Raw genomic sequence first — 16,626 nt, forward strand, 5'->3', positions numbered from 1 at the left:
GTGCCAAACCTCCCCGTCGATGTGGACTCTTGGGGGAGATCAGCCTGTTATCCCCGAGGTAGCTTTTATCCGTTGAGCGATGGCCCTCCCACGAGGTACCACCGGATCACTAAGCCCGACTTTCGTCCCTGCTCCACTTGTAAGTGTCGCAGTCAGGCTCCCTTCTGCCTTTGCACTCTTCGCGCGATTTCCAACCGCGCTGAGGGAACCTTTGGGCGCCTCCGTTACTTTTTTGGAGGCGACCGCCCCAGTCAAACTGCCCACCTAACAATGTCCTGTGACCAGATTCATGGCCTCCAGTTAGAACCTCAGTACTGTCAGGGTGGTATCCCAAGGATGACTCCACACAGGCTGACGCCCATGTTTCTCAGTCTCCCACCTATCCTGTACAGACAATACCGAAATTCAATGCTAAGCTACAGTAAAGCTCTACGGGGTCTTTCCGTCCAATCGCGGGTAGCAAGCATCTTCACTTGCACTACAATTTCGCCGGATGTGTTGTTGAGACAGTGCCCAAATCATTACGCCATTCGTGCGGGTCGGAACTTACCCGACAAGGAATTTCGCTACCTTAGGACCGTTATAGTTACGGCCGCCGTTTACTGGGGCTTAAGTTCATACCTTCGCTTGCGCTAAGTAATCCCCTTAACCTTCCAGCACCGGGCAGGCGTCAGCCCCTATACATCAGCTTTCGCTTTAGCAGAGACCTGTGTTTTTGCTAAACAGTTGCTTGGGCCTATTCTCTGCGACCTACTTACGTAGGCACCCCTTCTCCCGAAGTTACGGGGTCAATTTGCCGAGTTCCTTAACAACAATTCTTCCGATGGTCTTAGGATTCTCTCCTCACCTACCTGTGTCGGTTTGCGGTACGGGCACCAATATCCTCGATAGAGACTTTTCTTGGCAGCGTGGAATCAGATACTTCGGGAATAAATTCCCTTCCCCATCACATCTCAGCGTTAAGAGCAAACGGATTTGCCTGCTTGCTCCGCCTAAATGCTTAGACACACATCCAATAGTGTGCACATCTTATCCTCCTGCGTCATCCCATTTCTAATAACGTCCATTGGTGGTATCGGAATATCAACCGATTGTCCATCACCTACGCCTTTCGGCCTCGGCTTAGGTCCCGACTAACCCTGAGAGGACGAGCCTTCCTCAGGAAACCTTAGGTTTTCGACCGTTAAGATTCTCACTTAACTCTCGCTACTCATGCCAACATTCTCACTTCTGTACCGTCCACCACTCCTTACGGTATGACTTCAGCCAGTACAGAAAGCTCCTCTACCGCGTACACAATTGTGTACACCCATAGCTTCGGTGGTAAGTTTTAGCCCCGGACATCTTCGGCGCAGGATCTCTTGACTAGTGAGCTATTACGCACTCTTTAAATGAGTGGCTGCTTCTGAGCCAACATCCTAGTTGTCTTAGAAATCCCACATCCTTTTCCACTTAACTTACACTTTGGGACCTTAGCTGATGGTCTGGGCTGTTTCCCTTTTGACTACGGATCTTATCATTCGCAGTCTGACTGCCGAAATAAAAGTATATGGCATTCGGAGTTTGATAGGGTTCAGTAACTGTTGTCAGCCCCTAGCCCATTCAGTGCTCTACCTCCATTACTCAATTAATCGACGCTAGCCCTAAAGCTATTTCGAGGAGAACCAGCTATCTCCGAGTTCGATTGGAATTTCTCCGCTATCCACAGCTCATCCCATGGTTTTTCAACACCAACGTGGTTCGGACCTCCACGGAATTTTACTTCCGCTTCATCCTGGCCATGGATAGGTCACCCGGTTTCGGGTCTACGACATGCAACTTCGTGAACTTGCGTTCACAACGCCCTATTCAGACTTGGTTTCCCTTCGGCTCCGTACCTTAAGTACTTAACCTTGCTACATATCGTAACTCGTTGGCTCGTTCTACAAAAAGCACGCCGTCACACATATAAAGTGCTTCGACCGGTTGTAGGCACACGGTTTCAGGTTCTATTTCACTCCCCTTCCGGGGTTCTTTTCACCTTTCCCTCACGGTACTTCTTCACTATCGGTCACTAGGTAGTATTTAGCCTTGGGAGGTGGTCCTCCCAGCTTCCCACAAGGTTTCACGTGTCTCGTGGTACTCTGGATTAGATCTGACTGTTTTTCCTTTTCATTTACAGGCCTATTACCTTCTGCGGAGCAGCTTTCCAGCTATCTTCAATTAAGGAATTGCAGTATTTATGATCTATCCTCAACCCCCAGGTCAAAGACCTGGGTTTGGGCTCTTTCCCTTTCGCTCGCCGCTACTTAGGAAATCGATATTTCTTTCTCTTCCTCCGGGTACTTAGATGTTTCAGTTCCCCGGGTCTACCTCTGCATACCTATTTATTCAGTATGCAGTACATAGTTGTTACTATGTGGGTTCCCCCATTCGGAAATCTTTGGATCACAGGCTATTTGCGCCTACCCAAAGCTTATCGCAGCTTAACGCGTCCTTCTTCGGCTCCTAGTGCCAAGGCATTCGCCATGCGCCCTTTGTAGCTTGACCTTGATTCTGTCTATTTACATAGACGGTTATATTAATTTTGCGAAATTGTATTAAATCAATTCATAAACTATTTTCATAGTTTTAATTTTTTTAAAACAACTTTTTTCACTGTGCAATTTTCAAAGAACATTTTAAGAAAAACTATTAATTAGCTAACTCCTAAGAGTTAACTAAAATTAGTCTCTCAAAATTAAACAGAGAACTAGGTACGATTAATTACAATAGATATTGCATCGACCGAAGTCAATACATCTACTCCCTAGAAAGGAGGTGATCCAGCCGCAGGTTCTCCTACGGCTACCTTGTTACGACTTCACCCCAATCATCAATCCCACCTTCGGCCGCTGGCTCCTTACGGTTACCTCACGGACTTCGGGTGTTACCAACTCTCATGGTGTGACGGGCGGTGTGTACAAGGCCCGGGAACGTATTCACCGCGACATGCTGATTCGCGATTACTAGCAACTCCGGCTTCATGTAGGCGAGTTGCAGCCTACAATCCGAACTGGGATGAGTTTTTGAGTTTGGCTCCACCTTGCGGTCTTGCATCTCTTTGTACTCACCATTGTAGCACGTGTGTAGCCCTAGACATAAGGGGCATGATGATTTGACGTCATCCCCACCTTCCTCCCGGTTAACCCGGGCAGTCTCACTAGAGTGCTCAACTTAATGGTAGCAACTAATGATAAGGGTTGCGCTCGTTGCGGGACTTAACCCAACATCTCACGACACGAGCTGACGACAACCATGCACCACCTGTCACCCTGTCCCGAAGGACTTCACCCATCTCTGGGTTATGCAGGGGATGTCAAGTCTAGGTAAGGTTCTTCGCGTTGCTTCGAATTAAACCACATGCTCCGCTGCTTGTGCGGGCCCCCGTCAATTCCTTTGAGTTTTAATCTTGCGATCGTACTCCCCAGGCGGAATACTTAATGTGTTAACGGCGGCACCGAGGTTCGACCCCCGACACCTAGTATTCATCGTTTACGGCGTGGACTACCAGGGTATCTAATCCTGTTTGCTCCCCACGCTTTCATGCCTCAGCGTCAGTTACAGTCCAGTAAGTCGCCTTCGCCACTGGTGTTCTTCCTAATCTCTACGCATTTCACCGCTACACTAGGAATTCCACTTACCTCTCCTGCACTCTAGACACCCAGTTTCAAATGCAGCACCCAAGTTAAGCTCGGGTATTTCACATCTGACTTAAATGTCCGCCTACGCATCCTTTACGCCCAGTAAATCCGGACAACGCTTGCCACCTACGTATTACCGCGGCTGCTGGCACGTAGTTAGCCGTGGCTTCCTCCTCTGGTACCGTCATTATCGTCCCAGAAGACAGAACTTTACAACCCGAAGGCCTTCATCATTCACGCGGCGTTGCTGCGTCAGGGTTTCCCCCATTGCGCAATATTCCCCACTGCTGCCTCCCGTAGGAGTCTGGACCGTGTCTCAGTTCCAATGTGGCCGATCACCCTCTCAGGTCGGCTACGCATCGTCGCCTTGGTGAGCCGTTACCTCACCAACTAGCTAATGCGCCGCGGGTCCATCTCAAAGTGGAATTTTCCGAAGAAAAATCCTTTGATGTTTCGATCATGCGACCAAAACATATTATGCGGTATTAATCTCCCTTTCGGGAGGCTATTCCCCTCTTTGAGGCAGGTTACCCACGTGTTACTCACCCGTCCGCCGCTAATCAACGTCTCCCGAAGGAGACGAATCATCGCTCGACTTGCATGTGTTAGGCACGCCGCCAGCGTTCGTCCTGAGCCAGGATCAAACTCTCAATTTAAAAGTTTACACTTTTTCAGTTGAAATGATTAATCTGCGCCAACTGTTAAGATGGTTAAGCAACCGTTAGGTTGATTCGCAAGCTCATTACATACTTTTTAGTCTTACGACTAAATTTTACTTTATACTAAAGTAATTAACTGGTTTAACGAAATATTATTTCGCTATCTTTACCTATTTCTCTGTTTAATTTTCAAAGACCAATTTGTTGCTTGTCGTCAACCGACGACTTTTACTATTCTACTAGGTATTGTTTGTTTCGTCAACAACATTTTAAATATTTTTAAAATGTATTTTTAAAGTATTAAATGTTGACTTATCAATCTTTACCTTTATCGTAACTCATTCGCTACGACAAGGAGTATTCTATCATATACACATATGGCACATTCACGCCAATTCGTTAAATATGGCAATTATACTCAACATTCTTCATAATACTACTAATTGTCAAGTTTTTTTCACACTGATACACTAGGATTAGTATACTTTGTTTTTATCTATAACATACTCAAATTACATTGTATTTAATCTTTTAATGCCCTTAAGACATATACAATAGCATCATTTTAATTAAATCCTCTATATTATTATAATTTTCGTTTAAAATTTCTAATTTAATATCCCTTACAATTTTCCGATCATTTTTATGTTCAAATTAATATAGGTTAATCCCGCCTCTTCAATAACTACTCCCTGTTTTGGAATATCATTAGAGCTAGAATATAGCTATTAGAAATTTTAGGGTTTGCCTTTAGTTCAGCCGATGATTCCTCACCGGCTTATAATTTATTCTACATCTTATACTTATCATTTATGTTTGTTATAAAAATGAATTATTTAATTATACTTCATTTAAAAAAACTTCAGCCATATTTTTTTCACACTCAAAACCCAGTGCTTTTAATGAGTGTTGTAATGCAAGTAAAGTATATGCCACTTTATCCCTTTTCGCATTTTCTCCCATATGTCCTATTCTTATTACTTTCCCCTGTAGATATCCAAATGAACCAGCTATAAACACGTTAAATTCATCAACCATGTGTTTTAATAGTTCTTTATCATTTATAGCCTCAGGTATTTCTATAACTGTTACCGTATTAGAATAGCCCTCTTTTATATATAAATTAAGGCCTGCTTCTATTACAGCTTTTCTTGTAGCTTTACCAATAGAATTATGTCTCAAAATTATCTCTTTATCCTCCAGTATATTATCAATAGCCTGTCTTAGTCCAACGATATCACTTATTGGTGGTGTATATGGAAACCATTTGTTTTCGTAGTAACTCTTCCATAGAAGTAAATTACAATAGTAAGAAGCTATTGGTTTTTTTCTCCGTTGCATTAATTTAAATGCATCTTCACTGATACTTAAGAAAGTGAGACCTGCTGGAGCGGAAACGCATTTCTGCGAAGCACCTAATGCTATATCTATTTTCCATTCATCCACTCTTATATCTTCTCCACCCATAGCTGCTACACTATCTACCACCGTTAATATACCCCTTTTCTTTAGTAAATGACATATTTTCTCTATGTCATTTAAAACTCCTGAAGGCGTATCACAATGTACTACCGTAGCATATTTAAAGTTATGGTCTTTTTCAAGAAATTTTTCAAGTTCTGTTATATCTATCTTACATTTCCTGTTCCCTTTAAAAAAAACCGCTTCTCCACCGTACATCTTAACAAAATCAGCAAACCCTTCTCCAAATATTCCATTATCAATTACCAACACCCTATCATCATTTTCAGTAAGAGATGCACATGCAGCCTCAAGACTTAAAATCCCCTCACCACTTAATATTCTAACTTCGTTATTAGTTTTTAAAAACCGACCTATTTCCTCACAAGTTTCTTTGTAAAATTCATAAAACTGTAAATCTAAATCTGGATTAGTAGTAGCTAGAGCTCTGGCCATCCTGACGTTCTCTCTTACCTCCGTTGGTCCTGGAGTCATTATTTGAGACACTTTCATAATCTTCACTCCCTTAAACTGTAGTTTATCTTCTTATATTAAAAATTATATCACTATTAATAGATTATAAAAAATGTATCCATACAATACTATATAATGTATAACTAAATAAAAATTCTATACATTAATGATATCAGTAAACTTACAATGTAAGTTATACTTGAAAAAATCAATGATACTATCAAAAATCCTACTAATATAATGTTGTATTTTAATATACTTTCCGCCACAACAAATCTTGAAAACCCAAGGACGTTAAGAACTAATATTATCAGGAATATTATAAACAATCCCTTAGAAGCCCCTTTAATATCCGCAGAGCTCAACGATATATGAGATGAAATACATATAGCTAAAAATAAAAATAATATAAAGCATGGATTAGCAAAGTTCTTAATTGAAAAAATTGTTTTTATTAAATCTACATAAGAATCAAGTATTCCATTTATTGCAACATCATTTATTTTAGTTATGTATAAATTATTCACAGATATATTTATAAATTCATTATATACCTTAGGAATTATGGTGTGCATTAAAGCAATTATAGAGAATATCCCTCCGAATATAGGTGCAATACCAATGAAAAAATTACCTGTTTGTTGATATACACTATTAGGATTATAAGCATGATTTACATATCCAAGTACACCATTTTCATCTCTTCTTTGTATTAATACCAATTTAGTAATTTTGTGTCTAAAGAAAAAACATAAAATAGCATGCGAAATTTCGTGTATGGGGACACCTATAATAGCGGTAATGGCGACCGCCTTCCACCCTAAACTTCGTTGAAAATTTTCTATTGAACGATTTCTTAAAACCCCCAAAATAAATCCTACAAGAATTATCATTCCTGTCATATATAGCGTATCTAGCGATGCCTTTATTATTAAATTTATTAAGACATTCATTTAATCACCCTTTCAAATTTTGCTTCATTTCTATCTTCAATCCCAATAACTCGTTACTCTAACCTTTTGACTTAAATGTAATTATATCAAATATCATAACACTATAGACTATTATTACTCCAAATTATCCTTCTACTTAACAGTTTTCAACCGAAAATATCTCATCTATATCAGAAGAAATAACAGCTACTATGGAAGAGTTTACAAAACATTTAAGTGAACTTCAAATATTAGCAGAGCAATTAGCGACTGAAATAAATAAATTTAAAATTAATTAATATAGGTACCAATACAAATAAACCTACATATTCATATTAAATTGATGATACACCTATAAACAAAATTGTCCACACTAAACCTAATTTTCTTGGTTTAATGTGGACAATTTTGTTTATAACCTTATTTATATTTTCTATAGTATCTTTATAATTCACATATGCTGTTTTTTTATACATATACTTAATTTAAATGTGAAATATCAGCCTCTAAAATAATTTCAATTTTCTTATCTTCCACTTCTAATACAGTCAAACATGTATCATACATAAACGGTTTATTCCAAAATTCCTCAAGAGAATAATTCTTGATTATTAAATAGATTGCCTTTATTACAAGTGTATGTGATACTATTAAAATGTTTTCACCAGTAGTATTACTAGTAATGTCATACAATATTTTTTTTACTCTATTAATCAATTGATCAAAGCCTTCCCCCTCTACAGGTTGATACAAATAAGGCTTATTCCAAAAATTAAACTGCTGCAAAGGATATAATTCTTTTACTTTTTCATTCTCCATGCCTTCCCATATACCAAATCCCATTTCTTTTAAAGATTCAATTTTAATTATTTCCGTATCCTTATTTCCTCTAATGTAGTTTGCTGTATCAACAGCTCTTCCCAGTGGGCTACAATAAATATAATCAAAATCTATATCTTTTAAACTCACGCCAAGCTTTTTAGCATTATCGATCCCTTTTTCAGTTAAATTAGAATCCTTCCATCCCTGCATTCTGACTTCTTTATTCCATTCTGTTTCCCCATGTCTTGTTATATATATTTTCATTTTAACCCATCCTCTTACTATAATAAGATAATACATAATACCAAATAGTTTATATTTATTATATGTTTTTGCTCTTTAAAATACCTTTTGCCCTTTTTATAAACAATAAATCTCTGATTTGAATGAATTTACCAATATAATTATTTGGTGTATCATTCTCAAGAATAAATATAGCTTCATCTAATTCAACCCATTTTAATTGAAATCCATTATTTATTTCCTCATCTGTGAATGATGGTTGTTTAATATCTCCTTTAACTTTAGAATAGAAGCAATATGATATTTGCAGTAATTTTTGCATATTTTTATATTCTATGATTGTACCTACTTCACCTAAAATGTCAATATTAGCTCCTGCTTCTTCCATAACCTCACGATTTAAAGCAAAATTTCGGTCTTCGCCTGCTTCAATTCCTCCACCTGGCAACTTGTGATAGTTATTCTTTGATACATATAATAAAGCTATTTTCCGTGAATCGTTTAATACAACCGCTCTTGATGCTTTCCTGAGCTTATAAGTAATATCTATATTTTCACAATTGTAACCAATATCCTTTTCATATATCTCTTTTATTAACTCCATTTTATTTTACCTACCCTATTTAAATTTGGATTTACTTTAAATGCACTATTAATATATGTTTTCTCTGTGATTTCTCCTAACTATAAAATCATATTATTTACTCAGCTTCATTATAACCCCAATTATATATTTGGTTTTTGAAATACTCACCCATTTTAACTACTTCTCCTATTAACAGGAGATGTAGATTCCATATTTAAGAACCAATTATCTTTTGTTACCCCTCTACATTTATTATAAAACCCGTTAGTTTTTTCAGAAAATATTTATTTTAATTTAGTCCGGTCTTTATTTGAAGAAGATCTTTTTTTTAATGTGACACAAATATACATCGTCAAGAATGCGGTAAGGCCTCCACAAGTATCTATTAACACATCTCGAAAGGCAGGTCCTCTTCCTGGGACAAAAGCTTGATGGAACTCATCTGAACATGCATATAAAAACACAATCAATATAACCTTAATAAAAACTTTAATGTCTATATTTTTCTTTGTATTTATAGCTCTATATAACAGAAAACACAAAATAAAATATTCAGTAAAATGGGCTGCTTTTCTAACTATAAAATCACTCATAGTCCCAAATATGCTATTTAAATCTAATCCAAGCAAATCGAATACAGCTACAACAAATTTATTATTTCCACTTGATACTTCTCCAACTTGGTTAGAAAACAAAAATATTAATATCATCCAACCTATAACCAAAATCCAATCTATATGTTTTCTCTTCATAATACGCACCCCTCAATTATTTCACTAAATTTTATTTATTAATACTTCAATTATGATTTAACTAAATATACTTGTCAATAACTAACCCTTTAGAAACTTAAGTAACATCATGTAATTGTTACAGTCCTTTAACACAGAGACGTACCCTGTAAAACCCAAACATTTATTAGTTCAGTCACATACATCGCATTCTGGCACAAAGTTAAAAAATTTTAGAATCGGGAAATCGATTTATATATATTTTTGTTAAATATTTTAAGATTATATTTGCATGGTATATAATTGAATAACGAACCAACTGTAATTTATAGTGAACTAGCAATTATAAAAATATTATCCATATGAGGTGTTAATTATGAGCAAAGATAGTAAGAGAATAGGACTAGGTTCACGTTCTTTATTATTGTGTGCCATTGGAATATTATTTGTTTTCTTTTCTAGAGATTATGGTGACTATGGAGATATTTTATTAGAATTTATAGGATTAAACTCATGGTCAAATGGTAATATCGAAATACATTATACAATATTCTATTCTTTAATATTTTTTATACCATCATTTATTTTGGGTTATAAGTTTAAGAACAATTTAGCGGCGACTTTCGGTAAAATAGTATCTTTATTCATGCTTATATTAATTCTACTAGTTTTTCCGATATTGATATTCATGTATTTGTATCGTTTTTCATATCTTCCTTAAACTATAAATTGGGGAAATATATTTTGCATTTTTTTAAATTTTCATGTTATTAATGTTGTTTCTAAACCTAACCAAAAATATTTGTTTTTGCATGTTGACAAATCTTATCTTGCAAGTTAAAATGATTTAAAGTTATTTTTCTAAAAACTGTGACGAGAAGAGTAAATGTAGGAAGTAGTTAAAGCGAGTGGATTATAGTGTAAGTTCCATACGAAGCCTATGTTGAAGAACATCTCTGAGTTTCCAGCTGAAATCCTTGTGAAATTAGGTATGGACGGAGCCTAACCGTTATATGTAGGACAGTATCGAGACTTCGTTTCCGTACTGATTATGAGTGAGCTTTTCAGCTAATTTAGGTGGTACCACGGAAGTCTAACCTTTCGTCCTAGAAACTAGGATGAAAGGTTTTTTGTTTTTTGTTTAAATTTTGAAGATTATTTAACACGACCATTCTAATCATCACAAAAAAATCACAAAATTACTAGGAGGTTTTATTTATGATAACTTATAAAAAAGGACTTGCAATTCCCACTGAATACAATCCACTTCTTGGATTAAAGCATACGGAAATTGCTATTAAACAATTAAAAGATTATTTTGAAAATAGACTATCAAAAGAGTTATCTCTTACAAGAGTCTCAGCTCCTCTTTTCGTAAAATCTAGTACTGGTTTAAATGATAACCTAAGCGGTATCGAACGTGCTGTTTCCTTTGATATGAAAGCTATGCCTGTTACACCTATCGAAATCGTACATTCTTTAGCTAAGTGGAAGCGAATGGCTTTATATAGATATAACTTTGAGGTCGAAGAAGGACTATATACTGATATGAACGCTATAAGACGTGATGAAGATTTAGATAACCTTCACTCTATATATGTAGACCAATGGGATTGGGAAAAAGTTATTCTTAAAAAAGAAAGAACTTTAGATAAATTAAAAGAAATTGTAACTAGTATTTATAATGTTTTTAAAGATACCCAAGACCATATCCACAAATTATACCCTGAAATAAAAAAATTTTTACCTGAAGAAATTTTCTTCATAACTACACAAGAACTAGAGGATATGTACCCTTCTCTTACTCCAAAAGAAAGAGAAGATGCCATATGTAAAGAAAAACTTGCAGTATTTATAATGCAAATTGGTGGTGCACTAAAATCTGGTGAAAAGCATGATGGTAGAGCTCCTGACTATGATGATTGGTCACTTAATGGAGATATAGTATTCTGGTATCCAATACTAGAAAAAGCCTTTGAACTTTCCTCTATGGGAATAAGAGTTGATGAAATAGCACTAAAAAATCAACTTGCATTATCCGGTTGCGAGAAACGTTGTACATTAGAATTCCATAAGCTGTTAATGGAAGGTAAGCTCCCATATACTGTGGGTGGTGGCATAGGTCAATCTAGAATGTGCATGTATTTCCTAAACAAGGCTCATATTGGTGAAGTTCACGCTTCAATATGGCCAGATGAAATGATAACCGATTGTATAGAAGAGAATATAGTTTTACTTTAACAACATTTAACGATATTTCAGAAGGAAATACCACTTCTATAAGTTGTATTTCCATACTATAACAAAGATAGAACTAAATATTGTTCAAAAAAAGATTAACTTTAGAAAAACACTGTAACTAACTATTACAGTATTTTTCTAAAGTTATTTTTGTAATATTTATAATTTATTACTATTTACATTTTACTGCAGTGCCATAAGCAATAACTTCTGCAGCCCCTTGCATTATAGCGCTAGTTGCATATCTTATATTAATGATACCATCAGCACCCAAACCTTCTGCTTCTTCTACCATACGTTTTGTTGCTATAGCCCTAGCTTCATTCATCATCTCTGAATAACTTTTAATTTCTCCTCCAACTAAGGTTTTAAAACTACTTAAGATATCCTTACCAACATTTTTTGACCATACAACTGAGCCTTTAACAATAGAACTAGTCTCTATATCTTTGCCACTAATATAATCAGTATTTACTAATATCATTTTCATCACCCCTTCTTATTTCCTTTATTCTTTCATACATGTTATAAATTAACACTCCTATAATTCCTATAAAAATAATTACTGATAGTGGTAGTAAGAAAGCTGGCCCTCCATCCTCTACTATTGTATAAAATATACCTATAGTATAGCCTCCAGCTATTATAACAAAAATTAGTGTTATAACTATAGTTATAATGATTTTCTTCATCTTAACTCCCTCATCCCAAAATTATTTATTATTTATATTATACAACACATATGAAACAATTGGAATTATTTATCTATAGGTGATTTATAATAATAAATTAACACATCTCTAAATTAATTTTATCTCAAATATTTTAGGCCACATCTTTCCAGTTACAAAAGTGCGATTATTTTTTTTATCATACGTTATTCCATTCAGTCTACCTGCCCTCCTACATTCTTTAGGACTTAGCAGTCCTTTAAGGTCTATCCATCCAGTTATTTTCCCACTATGAGGACAAATTCTAGCAACTTTATCACATTTCCATACATTCGCATAAATTTCCCCTTTAATAAACTCCAATTCATTTAGTTTTTTAATAGACCTAAATTCATCATGTACTTTAATACTATACTCCTTTTTAAAATTTTGGGGATTTAAAAAATATATTTCATCTGTACCATCACTCATAATTAAATGCTCATCGTTGTGAGTAATTCCCCACCCTTCTGTATTATAGTAAAACTTATTAATTAGGTTAAAAGTATCTTTATTATAAATAAATCCCACATTAGATTTCCATGTTAGCTGAAAAATTTTATCATTATAAAGTGTAATTCCTTCGCCAAAATAATTTCCATCTAATTTGTGTAACTTTAAAATTTCTCCTGTTTGCAAATCTACTTTACGTAGTGTGGACTCATTAATTCTTCCGGTGCTTTCATAAAGAAACCCAGATTCATATACTAACCCCTCGGTAAAAGCATTAACATCATGTGGATAAGTGTTTATAATATTATAAGAATATCTTGGAACATTATTGAAATATATCATAACCCTCACTTCCCTAAATAATTTATATTTTATATTTATTATATGTATATTTCAATAGCTATATTAGTGTGACCCAAAATACATTATTAGAACCACATTTCGCATGATATGCTCCTATAAATACAAATTATAAAAGTTGACCCTGAATTTTCATCCAAGGAATTCAGGTTTTTTTATATTGTCTGCTCTTATTGCTTTTTTCATTATAGTCAAATCTACAGTTTGATTGTCTTTATCAAAGCAGCAAGGATATTTGGTGCCACACTGATTACATTCTATAAATTCCTTGAAGCAGGTCTGTTCTCTATTATCAAATAAAAACGGAAGATTTTCTGCTCCTTCATCATCTATATTTATATTTACTGTATCTATTTTATATGTATAGAGATAAGTTGCTTCATGTTTTATTTCGAAGTTTTTACTATTACATTTTGGGCATACTAGTGATTCATTTATTTTCAATTTATAACATCCTCTCTGTCTTAGTATATTTATAGTATTTCTTTATTTTCTTTCATATTTCTATTATTAGCCTTAGAGTTTTATAGTGTTTTTATACATTAAATGATAAACTAGTTATAATAACTGTATATTATTTTTAATAAATAAAATCTCATTTTATTATTAAATTTCTTTTTATAAATTTAATTTTATTTTCTAGATCTATATCAGTCTGTACTATAGATCTAGAAATAAGATTGGGGGTTAAACTTTGATTAATACTAGAAAACAGATAAGTACATCTATTTTAGAATCACAAAATTTATTTAAAGATATATTTGTTGCTGTAAATAAACGTCCTGGGTTTATTAGATCAAAATCACCTAATATACCTATTTATTTTTATAGATATATTGGCACTTGTGAAAATAAAGAACTCTATTATGAGAATTTACATAAACTAAACGATGAGCTGACTTCACTTCAAAGTTCATATTTAAAATTCACCTCAGGAATACCAATGACAATTTTATCTACCTCTATATTACAAATACCCTGGGATGGACTTCTTAGTTCCAATCCACTCCAAAGAAATACTTTAATTAGTATTCTTAAAACTAAAGGACTACTGCCGAACATAAAAAACAACTTCCTCGATGATTATATTGAAAGTAGTTTTGACGAAACCTTAGCTCTTTATTTAGTAAATAAACCTAATGTTACAGAAACTGTAATCAAGAATTTTGCTGTTAAATTTTTAGGATGGATTGGAGAGTTCGTTCCAAAATTATTCCAAAACTCTGATTATAATCCTAAAATTGAAAAAGATATTATTAATCCTAAAGTCCTTTTTTATGGTGAGATAAAAAACCATGAAATATATTTTCTAATATTCTTATCCAAACTAGGTTGTGATGTGATTTATGTTAATTCACTATCCGATATGGATTTCCCTGAAATTGATAAAGAAAATATGTATTCAAAACTCATAAATTTACCTAAAACTGAACCATTAATAAATCTTAATTTTAAAAAAAGCCTCACTAATGCTAAAGCTAAAAAAGAGGAGACTTGTGGATCTCCAAAAACTATTACTCAAAACAAACGGCATGTTGTAGGAAATAGAAATTCATCTTTAGATATAACCTTTAAAGATTCTATTAACATTATCCTTAAAAGCAGCATGAATATATTTGATGATTTAACCCTACCTGCCAATAAAAGAATTGGATTTTTAGGTGGCTCTTCTGCTTTTATCCCAGTATATTTTTATAGGTATATAGGAATAAAACAAAATGAAGATGATTATTATAATGACCTATTTAGATTAGACAAAAACTTTAGTATCTTCGAAGATTTATATTTAAGGTTTACGGACTCTATACCCATACGCTCTAATCCTAAATTAATCACCATCACTTTAAACATATGGCAATATGTAGATCCTTTTGATGTATCACTCACCAGTAAGCTCGCGGCTCTATTTTTAGAACACAAAGTTTTCCCTACGAGTAACCATACATTAAATTGCTCTATGGCAAATAGTTTTAGCTATATATTAGATTTGTACTGCAAGGAAGAGAAAAATTTAAATCTATCTAAAGTTAGAAATTTTTCTTTGAAATTACTTTCTTGGGTTTATGAATTTGTTCCAAACCTTATGAAGAATTTTGACTTTCAAAATACTTCGTCTGATGAAATTTTTAATCCTAAAGTTATATATTATGGTGATATTAAAAAACATGAGCTTTTATTCTTGATTTTTTTATCTAGATTAGGCTGTGATATTATATATATAAATTCCTTCCGTGATATGATTTTAGAGATTACAGAATATAGTGATCTATTTTCAAAAAGCTTTGAACTCCCATATAAAGCCCATTTAAAAGAATTTCCAAAAGAAGAATTACTCATAAGACAAGAAACTATTGCCCTAAAAGCCTCAAGGGAATTATCAACTGCACTATATACCGATGACGATGGCTTTTATAAACCTTGGCAATTTGAAGAATATGAAACTCATCCTACTACCTTAAAAACTACCTTTTATGAACTGAAAATTCTATGGGATGAACCTTCTAGTTTGCGTACAGGATTTAAAGTAGAGAATAGCACCGTATATATGCCAAACTTATTCGCGAAAATAAGCGGTGTACATAGCGATTTGAATCTTTATTGGAATGATTTCTTTAAGTTAAAATCATCGGAGAATACATTATTTATAGCTGAAATTCCTTTTACTAAGGTAACCTACTCCAAAACCGATTTATACTCCTTAGCCTTTGTATTTGATAATACTGGGTTAATTGATAAGCAAAAACTACAAAATCATAGCTGTTACAAATTTTCTTATTTAAAAACTTCCCTGCAACATATTATTTTAGAAAAAATAAATTATTTGATGAAAACCGATATGCTAATAAAAACTATAGATAAAGAATTCAAATTAAAGATTTTAATGACCATCTTAAATCTTGATAAAAATATACTACAGCTAATTCAGCAGTATGATTACCCTTCAAAAATACCTAAACTTGTTATTTATGATAATAATGAAAATATTTTTAGCGATGAGGATTCCATTGTATTATGTTTTTTGAACATATTTGGATATGACATTACTATATTAACTCCTACTGGGTATAATAACATAGAAGAAAAAATCCAGGAAAAATTTTATGATACTCATAGATTAGAGGAGGTTAATTTTAATTTATCCTTACCTGATTTTAAAAACGAAAAAAAGTACACCAAAGAAAAATCAAAAAAATTTTTCTCTAATATGTTCAACTTCAAATGATTTTTTTCAAAAAACAAATAAGGGACTTATTAAGTAAAGTCCCTTATTTATTTTAAATATAAGTTTCAT

General features: G+C 34.0%; 13 protein-coding genes, 2 rRNA genes and 1 other annotated feature (1 of these 16 cut by a window edge). Of the genes, 3 read left to right on the forward strand and 12 right to left on the reverse strand.

Annotation, left to right across the window (positions count from 1 at the left end; genetic code table 11):
- The 8 genes from ACWJJ7_RS11245 to ACWJJ7_RS11280 form a co-directional block, all read right to left on the reverse strand.
- A 23S ribosomal RNA gene (locus tag ACWJJ7_RS11245) occupies window positions 1-2,529 on the reverse strand (it extends 414 nt beyond the left edge of the window).
- 263 nt (window positions 2,530-2,792) lie between these two features.
- Window positions 2,793-4,318, reverse strand: a 16S ribosomal RNA gene (locus tag ACWJJ7_RS11250).
- Together the 16S and 23S rRNA genes form the textbook arrangement of a ribosomal RNA operon.
- An 843-nt stretch (window positions 4,319-5,161) precedes the next feature.
- The gene (locus ACWJJ7_RS11255; RefSeq protein WP_462962202.1) at window positions 5,162-6,295 is read right to left on the reverse strand and encodes a pyridoxal-phosphate-dependent aminotransferase family protein; all 1,134 of its coding nucleotides are present in this window, start codon (window positions 6,293-6,295) and stop codon (window positions 5,162-5,164) included.
- 104 nt (window positions 6,296-6,399) lie between these two features.
- On the reverse strand, window positions 6,400-7,209 hold the full coding sequence (locus ACWJJ7_RS11260; RefSeq protein ID WP_462962203.1) for a hypothetical protein: 810 nt from the start codon (window positions 7,207-7,209) through the stop codon (window positions 6,400-6,402).
- Window positions 7,210-7,523: 314 nt separating this feature from the next.
- On the reverse strand, window positions 7,524-7,664 hold the full coding sequence (locus ACWJJ7_RS11265) for a hypothetical protein (RefSeq protein ID WP_462962204.1): 141 nt from the start codon (window positions 7,662-7,664) through the stop codon (window positions 7,524-7,526).
- A gap of 4 nt (window positions 7,665-7,668) precedes the next feature.
- Window positions 7,669-8,274, reverse strand: a complete 606-nt coding sequence (locus ACWJJ7_RS11270) for a histidine phosphatase family protein (protein ID WP_462962205.1) — start codon at window positions 8,272-8,274, stop codon at window positions 7,669-7,671.
- Window positions 8,275-8,332: 58 nt separating this feature from the next.
- Window positions 8,333-8,857: an NUDIX domain-containing protein gene (locus ACWJJ7_RS11275; RefSeq protein ID WP_462962206.1), complete on the reverse strand. Its 525-nt coding sequence runs from the start codon at window positions 8,855-8,857 to the stop codon at window positions 8,333-8,335.
- Window positions 8,858-9,123: 266 nt separating this feature from the next.
- Window positions 9,124-9,591 carry a VanZ family protein gene (locus ACWJJ7_RS11280; RefSeq protein WP_462962207.1) on the reverse strand — a complete coding sequence of 156 codons (468 nt, stop codon included), beginning with the start codon at window positions 9,589-9,591 and terminating at the stop codon, window positions 9,124-9,126.
- A gap of 355 nt (window positions 9,592-9,946) precedes the next feature.
- Between ACWJJ7_RS11280 and ACWJJ7_RS11285 the strand changes: the two genes are divergently transcribed.
- Both ACWJJ7_RS11285 and asnA read left to right on the forward strand, forming a co-directional pair.
- Complete coding sequence (locus tag ACWJJ7_RS11285) at window positions 9,947-10,291, forward strand: hypothetical protein (protein ID WP_462962208.1); 345 nt, start codon at window positions 9,947-9,949, stop codon at window positions 10,289-10,291.
- Window positions 10,292-10,431: 140 nt separating this feature from the next.
- Window positions 10,432-10,682 (forward strand) — a binding site (T-box leader).
- 106 nt (window positions 10,683-10,788) lie between these two features.
- Window positions 10,789-11,811 carry an aspartate--ammonia ligase gene (gene asnA / locus ACWJJ7_RS11290; RefSeq protein ID WP_462962209.1) on the forward strand — a complete coding sequence of 341 codons (1,023 nt, stop codon included), beginning with the start codon at window positions 10,789-10,791 and terminating at the stop codon, window positions 11,809-11,811.
- Window positions 11,812-11,983: 172 nt separating this feature from the next.
- On the opposite strand, the gene ACWJJ7_RS11295 is transcribed toward asnA, so the two are convergent.
- The 4 genes from ACWJJ7_RS11295 to ACWJJ7_RS11310 all read right to left on the reverse strand — a co-directional run bounded on the left by ACWJJ7_RS11295 (window position 11,984) and on the right by ACWJJ7_RS11310 (window position 13,778).
- Complete coding sequence (locus ACWJJ7_RS11295; protein WP_462962210.1) at window positions 11,984-12,295, reverse strand: YbjQ family protein; 312 nt, start codon at window positions 12,293-12,295, stop codon at window positions 11,984-11,986.
- Window positions 12,276-12,503 (reverse strand): hypothetical protein, encoded by a 228-nt coding sequence (locus ACWJJ7_RS11300; protein WP_462962211.1) that lies wholly within the window; start codon window positions 12,501-12,503, stop codon window positions 12,276-12,278. The genes ACWJJ7_RS11295 and ACWJJ7_RS11300 overlap by 20 nt, the downstream gene beginning before the upstream one ends.
- Before the next feature lie 108 nt (window positions 12,504-12,611).
- Window positions 12,612-13,316 carry a glutaminyl-peptide cyclotransferase gene (locus ACWJJ7_RS11305; protein WP_462962212.1) on the reverse strand — a complete coding sequence of 235 codons (705 nt, stop codon included), beginning with the start codon at window positions 13,314-13,316 and terminating at the stop codon, window positions 12,612-12,614.
- 150 nt (window positions 13,317-13,466) lie between these two features.
- Window positions 13,467-13,778, reverse strand: coding sequence for a hypothetical protein (locus ACWJJ7_RS11310; protein ID WP_462962213.1), 312 nt, complete (start codon window positions 13,776-13,778; stop codon window positions 13,467-13,469).
- Window positions 13,779-14,028: 250 nt separating this feature from the next.
- Here ACWJJ7_RS11310 and ACWJJ7_RS11315 point away from each other — a divergent pair, with 250 nt between their 5' ends.
- Window positions 14,029-16,557, forward strand: coding sequence for a YceG family protein (locus tag ACWJJ7_RS11315; protein ID WP_462962214.1), 2,529 nt, complete (start codon window positions 14,029-14,031; stop codon window positions 16,555-16,557).
- The last annotated feature ends 69 nt before the right edge of the window (window positions 16,558-16,626 follow it).

It is taken from the genome of Clostridium sp. CM042, assembly GCF_055080995.1.